The 12,769-nt window shown below is 38.1% G+C and carries 12 protein-coding genes; 2 read left to right on the top strand and 10 right to left on the bottom strand.

All coding sequences use genetic code 11. The features are described from left to right. Positions 1 to 267: 267 nt before the first annotated feature. The 10 genes from KN1_RS00390 to cmr4 all read right to left on the bottom strand — a co-directional run bounded on the left by KN1_RS00390 (position 268) and on the right by cmr4 (position 10,697). Complete coding sequence (locus KN1_RS00390) at positions 268 to 765, bottom strand: hypothetical protein (protein WP_221288664.1); 498 nt, start codon at positions 763 to 765, stop codon at positions 268 to 270. Beyond that, on the bottom strand, positions 750 to 1,196 hold the full coding sequence (locus KN1_RS00385) for a hypothetical protein (RefSeq protein ID WP_221288663.1): 447 nt from the start codon (positions 1,194 to 1,196) through the stop codon (positions 750 to 752). The genes KN1_RS00390 and KN1_RS00385 overlap by 16 nt, the downstream gene beginning before the upstream one ends. A gap of 418 nt (positions 1,197 to 1,614) precedes the next feature. After that, entirely contained in the window at positions 1,615 to 2,004 is a 390-nt protein-coding gene (locus tag KN1_RS00380; protein ID WP_221288662.1) for a hypothetical protein, read from the bottom strand. 243 nt (positions 2,005 to 2,247) lie between these two features. Continuing rightward, on the bottom strand, positions 2,248 to 2,745 hold the full coding sequence (locus KN1_RS00375; protein ID WP_221288661.1) for a hypothetical protein: 498 nt from the start codon (positions 2,743 to 2,745) through the stop codon (positions 2,248 to 2,250). Between the two features lie 518 nt (positions 2,746 to 3,263). After that, a complete protein-coding gene (locus tag KN1_RS00370; protein ID WP_221288660.1) occupies positions 3,264 to 4,166 on the bottom strand; it encodes a hypothetical protein in 903 nt (300 codons plus the stop codon). Continuing rightward, complete coding sequence (gene cas10 / locus KN1_RS00365; protein ID WP_225905742.1) at positions 4,163 to 7,174, bottom strand: type III-B CRISPR-associated protein Cas10/Cmr2; 3,012 nt, start codon at positions 7,172 to 7,174, stop codon at positions 4,163 to 4,165. The genes KN1_RS00370 and cas10 overlap by 4 nt, the downstream gene beginning before the upstream one ends. Then, entirely contained in the window at positions 7,164 to 8,051 is an 888-nt protein-coding gene (cmr6, locus tag KN1_RS00360) for a type III-B CRISPR module RAMP protein Cmr6 (RefSeq protein WP_221288659.1), read from the bottom strand. Before cmr6 ends, cas10 begins: the two co-directional genes overlap by 11 nt. After that, a complete protein-coding gene (locus tag KN1_RS00355; protein WP_225905741.1) occupies positions 8,044 to 9,306 on the bottom strand; it encodes an RAMP superfamily CRISPR-associated protein in 1,263 nt (420 codons plus the stop codon). The genes cmr6 and KN1_RS00355 overlap by 8 nt, the downstream gene beginning before the upstream one ends. Then, positions 9,287 to 9,808, bottom strand: a complete 522-nt coding sequence (gene cmr5, locus KN1_RS00350) for a type III-B CRISPR module-associated protein Cmr5 (RefSeq protein WP_225905740.1) — start codon at positions 9,806 to 9,808, stop codon at positions 9,287 to 9,289. Before cmr5 ends, KN1_RS00355 begins: the two co-directional genes overlap by 20 nt. Before the next feature lies 1 nt (position 9,809). Beyond that, entirely contained in the window at positions 9,810 to 10,697 is an 888-nt protein-coding gene (gene cmr4 / locus KN1_RS00345; protein ID WP_221288653.1) for a type III-B CRISPR module RAMP protein Cmr4, read from the bottom strand. A gap of 79 nt (positions 10,698 to 10,776) precedes the next feature. On the opposite strand from cmr4, the gene KN1_RS00340 reads away from it, so the two are divergent. Beyond that, the gene (locus KN1_RS00340; RefSeq protein WP_221288651.1) at positions 10,777 to 11,328 is read left to right on the top strand and encodes a hypothetical protein; all 552 of its coding nucleotides are present in this window, start codon (positions 10,777 to 10,779) and stop codon (positions 11,326 to 11,328) included. Between the two features lie 706 nt (positions 11,329 to 12,034). Continuing rightward, positions 12,035 to 12,169: a hypothetical protein gene (locus KN1_RS14890; RefSeq protein WP_258712532.1), complete on the top strand. Its 135-nt coding sequence runs from the start codon at positions 12,035 to 12,037 to the stop codon at positions 12,167 to 12,169. The last annotated feature ends 600 nt before the right edge of the window (positions 12,170 to 12,769 follow it).

The following is a 12,769-nucleotide window of genomic DNA, read 5'->3' as shown; positions in this document are numbered from 1 at the left end:
AGGAGTTTGGTATTACCAAGGAAAAGTAGAATAACTGCTGTAATATCATAAAAACAAGATTCCCATACTGACGAAGTGTCCTTTATTACTGGCTTTCGACCTCACTAACTTTCTTTTCCTGTATGCTTAACGCCAGACCCGTCTAGCTCCTTGCCTGGACGTACCATTACTACAGTCTCTTAATCACTTATAAAAATTACGAGGGTCATTTAACTAGAAGTGTCCCAGTTAATTTTAGTAACGAATAATGTTTAACTATACTTGCTTTTACGAAACTAAAACGTTAACTAACGTATTTAGTACGTCGCAACTGTCATCCTTACCAAGTTCCAAAATAGCCTTTTCTACCTCTTCGTACTTAAGATAATAATTTTCTATCTCAGTTAGACCCGTAGACTTAACTTCAGTATGTGAAACGTTAATTAGGTACCTCTTCCTTATGTCCGTCCATTTATAAGCCAAAGATCTAACTTTATCACGTATTGCTTCAATATCAAGATTTTGCATTACATAATAAATAGCTAGAAAAAATTCGTATTTAATCATATGTTCACTATAAATCCTACTCCTAATATTTCTCCTTAATGTAGAGTCGCCACATTTACTTATCAAAACCTCAATAAAATACTTGCTCATCTCTTCAATAGCAGAGAGGAGTAAGAAAGCTAGAATATTATTACTGAGGTTAAGCACTTTTCCTTCTTGGTATAATCTATAAAACTCCTCACTATTCCTTTTTATTCTTCGTCCTAATTCCTTACCCATACTCCATTCCTTTTCTCACAAGAGAGAATTACGTTATCACCTCTTTCGACCATCTTCCCTACAGCATACCCCGCCAGTCCAGAAAGGACTGCTATAAGAAGAGCGACATTGAGCTTCTTAGATGATACCCCAGCAGTTATACCCCCTGTTGTTCCAGACGTCACTGCTCCTTCGTATTCATAAGTTACTACATTAGAGACTATTATCCTCACTGCTGTAACCCCTACCTTTGACAACAACTCGTCAATTTCCTCACACTGCATTACGCGAACATTAGCTGGAGTCCTAAAAGACAGTGAAACCCTATATCCCTTCTTACTTACCCTCACATCGTCGTCTAAATTAGTTAAATAAGACTTTAACGCATTTTTAACATACTCTACACCCTGTGTGGTATAACCGTCAATGACATATCTAATATGCTTCTCCACAAGATAAGTATTCTATTGTGAATTATTATATATTTTCACTTCCTCCTCACTTTCACACACAAAACTGTGTTTACCCGTGGCGTAACTTATCCTTACTTTTAATCATTTTTAATTCCACCTCGGGGCACACCTCTTAAGGGATCATACACACTCACTCCCAACTCATTGGGGCTGGTCGAGGGAAACACCTATGTATTTCACTACCTATGAGGAGTGGCTGAGATATGTGAGGACTTCAGGTTTAGAAGAAATAGTGTTACCAGAGGTTAAGACACTGAAGTTGTAAAAAGTATTGAAAGACTTTATCCTCTGTCAGGGATTAAAGGACAATGTCAATTCCCTTGCTCAGCGAATTCTGATCCTACACTAACAACACCGGTGCCCTTTATTAACCGACTGGGTATAATTCTTATTCAGTTCACCGACATAACGTGGGATCGCTAATATCCATATAAGAACCAATTTGTCGTCCCCTCGTCATATCATAAATTGATATAATGGGTATAGGTATATCTATTAAAATCTCAATGGCACCTCCTTTAAATTTACCAGAAGGCTTAACAATACCAGAGTACTTTATATGCCTAGGATCGATGTCGACTAACCTAAATCCACCGATCCTAAAAAACTCCCTTTTATCTATAGCAAGCCAATTCCTAGCGATTAAAGCGGAATCTGTGAAAAGCGTAGTCCAGTAGGTCCCTTTGGGGTTCTTCGTAGAGTAAACTATACCGTTCTTTAGAACGAAACATAACTCTGCACTATCCACATATCTATAAAGATAACCGGAATCATATATGAATACCATAAAGAGAATTAACCAACACTATTTTAAAGCTTTAATCATACTTGTAAGACGCTTTATTTTTCCTTAAAGTCAACATGGAACTTATTATACTCGGTCAGTCCATAAAGGGCAACAGTAACTTTAACTCAAAGCGTATATACCCCACCATATATAGGGCTATAAACTTGCCCTTTAGTACTTGACTGAGTATATTAACGGAGACTTTTAGAAAGATGAGCTTAACACCTGCGAAAATTAAAGGACTCAACGAGGCTGTCCTCGCACGGGAATACACTCATTCAATACTTCGGATATTGCATTCACTATTCTGTTTGCATCATTAATAACATTATTAAGTGAAAGAGTAACGCGTATCACCTTATTCTGTACGATCGACGTAACTTTGGACCTATAAACTCCTCCATTACTTACACTAACTAAGGGACCGTCCCATGTGAAACAATATGCGTCCCCCCTAAGCGTATTCCTCCCTTCCATCCTAAGGTTTTCGATAGAGAGGGAATAAGTTTTTGAGCCCACTATCGGGATATGTGTTTCACCTTCTTCTTCCTCTCCTACCTTTCTATTACTTGCTGTAATTACTATCCTCTCTGAGTCAAAGGGATATAATTCGTACTCTACAGAGAGGAAACCCTCCTCTTCCTTTAGCCTCCCTTTAACTTCATGCAAAGCTAATTCGAAGACCTCCGTTAAGTATTTTAGGTACTCACTATCTAAGATGTGTACTGAACCCTCTTGCATAAATAAAAAATAGTCGTAACTCATATATAAGTCGTGGAGCTTCTCGTCATCGTTATTCATAGAAAATGTATTTTTAGTATATGACCTCTAACGGCCCGTCCTGACTCACGCATAACCGATATATTGCAATTACCAGCCTGAGGAAGAAATTCTCTTTATAAAAACGCTGGTCGCAGAATAACAAATGCCGTAAACTGCACTACCTATTTTTGTTACTTTCTTGCAAGAAATCTCCAGAGCTAGAGGTCCTTCATCATGTGCTTTTAACATAAGGGAAAAAGGAAATGTGACAATTCTCCCATAAGTATACTCATAACGTCGCTTAATCCGTCTCCTAAAACTAGAAACACTGATGTATACTGTTCTTACTTACACACCTAAATTAGAAGACTTCAACGCGTTTTTAATATAATCAACGCTCTGTATAACCGTCAATAGTATATCTGACGTGCCTCTCCATAAGGCATATCCTTAATCTGAAATTAGTCTACTTTGTTTGGTGGCGGGTTATTACCAAGCTATTGCGGATTTTCATACCTATAAATTGCACCGAAACCTAGTTCACTTAAAATTCCCAAAGCTTTGGCGTCCCTACACTTCTCTTTTACCTTAATAACAGTACCAGGCGGTAAAGCTTGGAGCATTGGCCTTCTCACCTTTCCGTAACCTAACGCATAGTATACAGTCTTAACCTTAAAGTCAGCCCTGTTACCCTTCTCGACCAAGATACCGTAAATTTCCTCAACGCAGTCAAATCCCTTTACAGTGTCTATCCTAGCGAAGTAATCTTTATCCGTTTCGAAGAGTAAGGGCTGTAACAATATCGCATAGTCCCCTTTACCGTAATCACACAGTGAGTCCTTTATCTCAACTCCCGCATATCTATTTTCACCTCCTATCGCGACTAACCTGCCTGGTTTAACGCTAACGTTCACGCAGTACTCTAATGTATATTCAGAAGAGAAGAATTTCTGATAGAATGAGTGAATAGTGGTTCTATTACTTCTATTTATTTGGTTCATTTGCCTCGTCTGAAAACGTAACTCCTCTACTACGCCCTCCTTATCCACGTTCATGTTAACATACTTTTTAACATCGAGGATTAACTTGCTAAATAGTAGCGGATAGTAAGGTGAGGGCTCATTACCTTTGTAAATCACAGGGCCCCAGATTAGGGGATTATCGGATTTATCATTATACGGATTGAGTCCCCTAGAGGTTAAAGATTTGTAAGCGTCTTCTAAATCCCCTATCCCTTCAGCTTCGTTCGGCCGAACTACATTATTCAACCTCCCTATTATTCCTAATATCGTGGTCGGAGAAGGAAAGGCCGAAATTACGTCAACGTTTTCTATTATTATCCCGCTACTTTGCCTTAGTCCTATCCTATATTCTTCAAGCGGTCTTATTATGAGCTTCAAAGCACTCCCCTCATTATTCTAAACGCTTTAAATACCTCATTAAATATATTACTTTTATAACCTCCTACTTCAAGAATTTTCATCTCAAATTCGAAATTGCCTATTAAGTCTTCCCCTCCATTTCTAATTAACACGTAACTAATTAGCCGTTTAAGTAGCTCATACGTAGGTCCTTTCGTTACCCCATTTTTTACAAAACCATCTATTAGTCCCTTGAAACCGTTTTCATAGTCTTCGTATACTGAGGAACTCAAAATATTACTCAGGTTTAATACCCACATTTTCTTTAATAGTCTTAAATATTTATAATCCCACATTGGCAATATACTTTCATAGTTTAACCTAGAGGAAGAGATGATAACCGAGAACTTTTCCCTTGCCTCTACTGAGCTCACCCATTTTACCTTTTTCACCTTATTAAGTAACTCAGTCGCAGTCTGTATTTCATTCGTCATGAAATCTGCTATATTAGCAATTCTAACGGAGAACGACCTACCGTTAGGAGATATCGCGGGGATATACCAATTTCTTACACGGAAGAAACCGTCTTTGCCTACAAAGTTATCCTCGAGCCCGATCAGTGTATCTATTAACCTGTCTATTGGGACTAAAGTTACTACATCGTCACCGCCAGCATAAATTATCTGCCCGTGGTTATCTACCTCAACAGTCTTTATGTCTCTGAGTAACGTTAACATCATTGCAGTTGAAAGTGCGACCCTATAAGTCGGAGTCATCAAGATGTACCCTTCATTAATGGTATTAGCCACTGAGGTCATGTTCATATAAGTATAGATTAAATATTTACAATGCTTGGATAAAACTTTAGAAGTAGGATTTCGTGAGTATTCCTCAAAATAACCGTGCTTTAGCAGCTTAGGTAAAACGTCTAAGTATTTTTCAGCTTTTATCTCTGCCCTAGCGGTTTCAGTCATGTTATCAACGTCAGCCTTAATGATAGCATAAAACCCTCTGTAACCTTTTATAGCGTTTATGAACGCCTCGTTGACCTCGCTTACCTCATAATCCTTTTGAATACAGCTCAGTTTCTTGTCACCTATCTCCGTACATTTACTGAACTTTTTCCTAGCTTCCACCGGGTTTCCAAAGGCCTTGTATACGTCAGATTCCTCTCTGTCCAGAAAATTTATCAAATCCTTACACTCGTCTAAGTCCTTAATTTCCGGCTGTATTACTTCCTTATAATAACTGTAAGCTATGTCGTCTGTACTCCTAAACACCTTCAATTTACCACTTAAGGTGTAATATAACCCCCTTTTGATTATACATAAGGGGCCCAGTTTTTCCCCGGGCTTAAACCAAACTTTTAACTCTTCGAACAGTTCACCTTGAGAACCTTTAGTTACTTGAGCCAGCTTCAAGATTTCTTCCTTTGTAGAATCAGAATAATCATCTTCGTTTTTCTTTTTAGCAAAATTAAATATTGCCGGCTCGTTCCCGCAAACTGTACAATATTCCCAGTTCTCGCTCTTATAATCGAACAGCCTTTTAAACGAAGAGAACCATTCTGGTTTAGGAAGAATTTCTTTCTTATACCTTTCCTTGATTTTCTCTCTATAGAGTTTAGTAGTAATATAATGGAAAACGTATTGACCTATAACCTTATTAACTAGCTTTTCAGATAAGATTTTATCGACTTTCTTCTCTTTTAAATCACTCTCTATTTCATCCTTTACCTCATCAATATCTATTACGTATATTGCGGGCCTGATCAGGATTTTGTCAGCATACTTCTCTGCTATTTCAACTAACCCCCTAATTACTTTATCGAAGTCACTACTACCTATTGCAGGTAAAGTAATGTCGAAAGCTTTAACAAATTCCGTACATAACTCACTACTTACATTCCCTGTGGGGAGTTCCTTAATTATACAGTCATATGCCCTCTTATAGTATTCCAGTATTTTATTCTCGGTTTTGATAGGACACTCACCGGGCTCTTTAGGCAAAATTAAGCTAGCTGTCGCAGGAATTATCGCCTCCTTCACGAAGTCCTTATAATTGTAAATTCCGCTGACCTCACCTATTATTGTATTTAACACGTCCTCTACTTTCTCCCTTACTTTACCGCCTATTACGTCTTCTAAGTAGTTCAGGACCATTGCGTAATACAGCGGGTTAAACCTCGCAGTTGGTGCCAATAATATGTCCGGACCATACTCCTTGATTAATTGCCACACAGTCAACCAAACTATCATTGAAAGCATCCAACTTCCAGCCCAATAGTCACTCGCTTTTCTAGCAGAGTTAACTACTCCCTGCACCCCCGGGATATCTATTACTACGTAGAACCCCTTCGGTTTTGAGGAGCTGTATACCCAGTTTATCATTGAGGCAGAGGCGTATAAGTGGTCAAAAATTGTGTAAAATGGGGCTCTGGAATCTTCAACCTCTACTGGTAGATCAGAATAAATCCACAGAGGTTCGTATATTGTATATATCAGAAAGTAAAGGTATTTGGTCTGGTCCGATATATTTTTGATATTAAGATTCGAGATAGCGTCTTTAATTACTTCCTCAAATTTCTCCTTAAATACTTTAAGTTTTTCTTGATCTATATCGTAATTAACCTTGACGTAATATGAGGGATTAAATATGTTATGAAAATTAAAATAGTTAAAGAAAGCTTGATTTTTGAATCCCTGCTTATTTATATCATGATCTTTAGATTTCCGCTTATTTTTATTATTATATAGATAGTTTAGAACCCATCTGTTATATTCAGATGCAAATATATCGGCGTAATATACTCCCGTCCCTTTTTTTATATATATATTGCAGAAATCTTTAGGTTTATTTTCTAGCTCTTTAATAATTAAATTATAAAGCATTATTGACGCTTCTCCTTTATGACCTCCAACCCCGCACGCTCCTTCAAAGTTTTTTCTAAAGAAATCTTTACCGCTTTTCCCCATTGTCACAGTCATTTTATGAGGGGGGTCATGAAATAAAGCGTATATCTTATTCAAGAAGAAGTTATCGTCCACTCACCCTCACCCTCCCCACCTTTTTAGGCTTAATGAAGTTAAAACTGACAAGCGAAAAGTCTTCTAGTTCAAATTCGCCGTATCCCCTTGAAGTCTTAGCACCAATACCTTGTTTGAAAGCGTAAAATAAAGGCAAAAGAAAAGACATCCCGCCACTTTTATAACCTAAATAACTCGCCCATTCTTGAAATAGCGGTAAAGCGTCTTGGTGAATACCTACAACAAACCTAAAAGTAACCCCCTCATTTATTGCGACCCTTAAGGAAGGTTTTGGGCTAACCTCATACTCGTTCTTAACCGCCCCTCCTCTTTTAAAATAATGAGGAGTGGTTATATCGCCAGTCAGTAATCTCTCACCTTTAATAGGGTATGAGTCTAAGACTACTAATAAAGAAGAAGAGGCGTCAAGACCGGTCACATAAATCTCGACGTTTTCGCCTCTATGTATGTCCTTTTCCGGCACACCAAAAATCTCGTAAACATAACTAATACACTCCTCGTTCTTATTACACAAGTCCGTCATATAACTCCTTAAAACTCCCTTAATTACAGAACCGGGAATATAAGGTAGATTTAACGCGAGGTCCCACACTAACCCAGTTTCGAAGAAGAGGTAAAAGGGTGAGAGTTCGGAGACCCCAACGTAAAATTTCTTGGCTGTCCTTGCAGTTATGTCCAAGGCACAATAGCCCGTACTCCTTAATGCGTTCACACCCTCATCTAAAGACTTGTTAGCAATTTCCATGTTCTGTGAAAATGAGCAAGAGGTGAGGGTTTTGACCATTTTCCGTTTTATTTCGTCTTTATTCTTAAGGTCGTTAAGTAACATACCCACGTAATCTTGGAGTAAACAGATGAGTGAACAGCCATCAGGCATCGCTACCACCAGAGAGCATGAGTTTTATCTGCTTCAATGCCTTTTCGACATAACTTCTTACATTTCCTTTCACTACTTCTTTTTCTCTATCATGCTTCCCCCTATGTATTAATTTTTTTGCCTCTTCCTCCTCATAAATAAACGGGATTAGATAAATCTCTTCGCAAGTATATCCGTCGCATTTTGGAGACAGTGTAATATATGATATTCTCCTTCCTTTATCTTCTTTCTCCCTATCTTCTTCTTTTTTAATGGAATAACCTAATCTCCCTTGTCCTCTTGGTAACCCTAAAGTCCACGTATGGTAATTATAGCCGTGATCCTTGTAAGGTTTTCCTTCAAATCTCTTCCATGCTACTTTAAGTGTTGCATTTCCTATAGCAATAAGGTAAACTATGGGGTTTTGACCATATATAGGCAGGAAGTTATCATTCCTATAATTGAATAAGCAAGGACGAGATATCTTCTCTAGGTTTAAAGGTCTCACTTCGTCGTTTTTAATAATAGGCTTCAGCAAAGAATATAATTTTCCTAACTCTTCGTCTAAACTACTTTGTCCGCTTTGGTTTTCCGGTACAAATCTCCCGAAACCCCTAGTAGCAGCCCTCCCAATTCCCATATATTTCATTGTGAATATTAATGACATTTTAAAGAATTCAAAGAACTCTTTACTAGCCCCATTATTTATTACCTCGACCTTTATCCTAATACTCCTAGGCCTGGCTGGCTGATTGTAATAATAGAACTCAGGGCCATTTTGGCCTAAGTGGACAAGATTAAATCTCGGCACACAGAAATACATTAAATATTCATCTATTGGAGAAAGGGAACCTAAGTTACATAATGTGTCCTTATTATGACAAATACTCTTATCTAACTTTAAAGATCTCTTAAACGCGCACGCAGCTTCTTCTTTTGTAAAATAATGTGGCTCAACATCACCCCTCTCCTTAATAACTCTCACAGTTATCTTAGACTTATTATTTAAAGTCCCTAACTCTTTAAGGTATCTTTCATCTACCTCAGAAAAATTGTCCCGAGATAAAGCTTGTGCAATAATGTTTCTCATAAACCATCTAGTCTTACCTACAATTCCGTTAGCAGTAGGATAAGTAACGTTCCCGTCGTCGTCAAAAGTATAACCGAACTCGTTACCTCCCCACCACGGTGTAACGTTAATAAACGATATTACCTCCCTCCTATCATTAATCAGCTTATTAACTACTTCTTCTATCTTAGCTACTTCTTCTATCACCTTCACCACCATAAACACCGTCAACTATTTTCTTTAACTCTATAGAGAGATTAAGGACGGAACCCTCAATATTCGCAAGGAGGTTCCCGTCATTTTTTAACGTTTTGAGGGTCGATATGTAATCCTCCTTTATGTAGCTCACGACATCAACAGACTCATCAAAGTCGCACTTATCAAAAAACTTTATGTCATTGAGCTTTAACTTGACCCACGCGAAACTCACTACTAAGTACGAAGTATACCCTTCCTCCTCTACCTCGTCACACAACTTTTCTTTTTCACCAACCCCTTTTCCCTTTACAAAGTATTGAATTGAGGGGAGTAAGAGTTTATCGTCTATTTTTGACAGCAAAAAAGTCAGTGAGGGGATTAAACCGAGTTGCTGAACCATTTGCGGCATCTCCCTAGCCCTGCTCCTAAAACCCTTAACGCTCTTGTTACAAGACCTCACCAGCTCAAGAAGTTTCGCGCCGATGTCCAAAGCGTAATCCACCTCATCCATATTAGACACCCACGAAAACTTTCATGAACCCCTTACCTATACTCTCCTTACCCCCTATGTTAAGGTAAAGGGAGTAAACGTCGTCCGAAATCTTGTTTGCGTTAAATACCTTGGAAAAATAAGGCAAGAAACGTAAACTATCGCAAGCAACCTTGCTGGTAACCTCACAGTACTTATTACTAACACTTTCGTCAATAACGAAACCTCCTATAAAAATCGAGCCCATAGGGATGTATTCCTCACTCCACAGCCCTCCCTCATTAACGACCTTAGTCAAAAGATTTAACCTATTCCTAGTATAGACTATTAAAGACCTATCAATAAGCCTCCTATCATCTGAGACCGCCAGTTTACTGTTAAATAAAGGAAGAGAATTCAATATTTTAAAACCGTCGAGATTGAGTGTCTCGATCTCACTATTATATATTTCAGCTACCTCACCGTCTCCTTTTTTATCTAAGAGCAAAGAGATGTCGTTACCTAAAGTCCCCGTATACCCGTTTATGTCCTTTATTACGTTAAATATATTTCTAGCCCTTTCAATGAGATAACGTGTGGTTAATTGCACAAAACCATTACGAATAGGAGCCGGGACGGAAAATAGGAGTAAATCTAAAACGTTGAGTACACCCTTATTACTCTCCGCTTCTTCGGGCTCGCTACCGAACAAACAGCAACATTCTGGTTTTTCCTTACAGTTTATTCTCCCGGAGCCATTGACCGCCTCGCCAGCACATAAAGCCTTTAAAGGGCCTTTAAATGCCGAGGAGAAAATTATGGGATAACCAAGTTGGTCTTTCTGAACGGGTAAGTCTACGACCCCGTAACCCCTACCTGCACCTGGATGAAGGTTAGTAACTGCATACGCTAAAACTAAAAGCCCTTTCATTGACTAAAATAAGTTTTTCTTTTTTATAAGTCTTCACACCAAATAATATTTATAATTTGAGAAGTTAGATAAGTATAAAATGAGCACCACCCAACAAAGTGGCAAATCGGTCTTTGTACCAATTATTAATGGTATAGAATACTCGATAGACCAAAAGAAAGCTAAAATTTCTTCTGAAGAATTAGATTTTGTAAAAAACAATATTAATTTATACTTTAAAATTAAAGATAATAAAGTGACAGGATTTAATAATGTGTTCGTGCTATTCGGTGTTGTAGCATCTGTTAGTAATAAAAAAATTAAATTGGAGCTCACCTTAAACCCATGTGATTATGTGAGGGGATTCGTATTTCATGTAAAGAACTCAAACCAACTGAATAACATATTTGATGGGTGTAATGAGCTTGAGGTAAGTGAGAACGCATTTGCAGTACTCAATAGGGAAGATAAGATGAATACTTCTACGATTTCAGTTTGCCTAGCTCAGGATAATAATAAAGTCTCCGTTTATACTGGACAGACAAAGATAGAGGAAATACAGAGTACTACAAAACCCATTAAATTTAATAATGATATTAAAGATAATATTGGCCCTAATGACTGGAAAATATTCAAATATTCAACACACTAAGAAGCAGTAAATTTAGTAAATCCAGATAGAGCCACTGAATGACACGACTACTGTGAGCGTAGCTGGAGCTGAGTAAGTGTGCCACAAAATATATACTCGTAAAGATCTATATCTTCTCTCTATGAAGACTAGAAGGTCCTAAAAAGAATTATTTAACAAGAACTGAAAAATCATTTAATAAACTTGACTAGATTAGGACTTAATGGGCTTCAATTCTAGTCTAAATCGATTTCGTTTAAAGTTTGTTAACAAACTACTTCTTCGCGTGAGAGCGTCCAATGAGTGAGTAATAAATATAGTTTACTTTATTAATAGGATTTTATAGAAAAGTCAGTATTACAGACTCGGCCGGTAGGACAGCATTTACAGTGGGGATCACCTAAGATTGTGTATCCGTTAAACTCTACGTTATAAAACCCCATTAGAAAAGCTCTCTTAACCTTAATTACAGGGCCTTTCACGGCCCTCTTGCGGTCCTTATTTGCCTAAGTATAGTGAGGTCATAGCCATTAGATAATACACACAGCAGTATTAATACACGGTATCGCATATAACCGTGTTATAAGAAAGTTATAACTCAGTTTATACGTATGACTTTACGTGCACCGTATTATTTATGCACATAAATTGTGCTGGTTGGAGAGAAAATCGCAATTCGCAAAGGACGAGTGAAACACATTTTTAATGCTCCAACAGACATGTAATTATGGAGAGCGGAAAAGACGGAGAATACTACTATGTAACGATTGAAAGTGATGAGGAACTGAAGAAGTTAAAGGAGTTAACACTTAAGAAAGTCAGAAACGGTAAGCTTTCTTACGCTCCCCGACCCTCTAAATAAGAACAGTACAATTTTTTGGCTCAAAACTAGTTGTCTTCATATCTCCGGTAACTCCTATAGAGAATAAAGGCCCCCACCCCTATCTGTTTGACCCTTTAATTTCTCCCTAGCGTAATTCTTTGGATCCCCTAGTAGGTACAGCTTATCAAAGGTCGACATTATGACTCCCTCATGGGGGAACTCCTCAGCTAGAAATTCTGAGAGCTCTCACAGGTTAGTTATCCCCTACCTGAACACAAACTTTAGTCCAATTTTCTACGGATCATAACGTAAAATGGCGTGGAAATACACACATTTTTCTCTTTTCGTAATGATCTCATTAGTGATAGTAGTTATAGCTATGACGGTAAGTACACGCCGAGGAGTTTACGATTATCTGAACTAGTCTGAAACCATCACGGCCTCGATGGGGTCACTTGAGAAAAGAATAGTTTACGTGGACCCGTTTACGTCGTGTCATGCTAAGTCAGGCACTGGGGTTGAAGGTAAACTAAGGCCTACGCGGTGTGCTTGACTTTGCGGGTAGGACTGTATGTCCGCAAACAGTACGAAGACCGCACCACTTTGACCTATAAGGCCTGACCGGGTATAAAAAGTAAA

This window comes from Stygiolobus caldivivus, assembly GCF_019704315.1.
Taxonomy (GTDB): Archaea; Thermoproteota; Thermoprotei_A; order Sulfolobales; family Sulfolobaceae; genus Stygiolobus; species Stygiolobus caldivivus.
Note: the sequence above shows the minus strand (reverse complement) of the source record. Positions and strands in the feature narration are given on the sequence as shown.

Bases quoted from the DNA above. Each gene is read 5' to 3' on its own strand.
- KN1_RS00390 (WP_221288664.1), bottom strand. From the start codon at position 765: ATGGGTAAGGAATTAGGACGAAGAATAAAAAGGAATAGTGAGGAGTTT.
- KN1_RS00380 (WP_221288662.1), bottom strand. From the start codon at position 2,004: ATGGTATTCATATATGATTCCGGTTATCTTTATAGATATGTGGATAGT.
- KN1_RS00375 (WP_221288661.1), bottom strand. From the start codon at position 2,745: ATGCAAGAGGGTTCAGTACACATCTTAGATAGTGAGTACCTAAAATAC.
- cmr6 (WP_221288659.1), bottom strand. From the start codon at position 8,051: ATGCCTGATGGCTGTTCACTCATCTGTTTACTCCAAGATTACGTGGGT.
- cmr5 (WP_225905740.1), bottom strand. From the start codon at position 9,808: ATGGATGAGGTGGATTACGCTTTGGACATCGGCGCGAAACTTCTTGAG.
- cmr4 (WP_221288653.1), bottom strand. From the start codon at position 10,697: ATGAAAGGGCTTTTAGTTTTAGCGTATGCAGTTACTAACCTTCATCCA.
- KN1_RS00340 (WP_221288651.1), top strand. From the start codon at position 10,777: ATGAGCACCACCCAACAAAGTGGCAAATCGGTCTTTGTACCAATTATT.
- KN1_RS14890 (WP_258712532.1), top strand. From the start codon at position 12,035: ATGGAGAGCGGAAAAGACGGAGAATACTACTATGTAACGATTGAAAGT.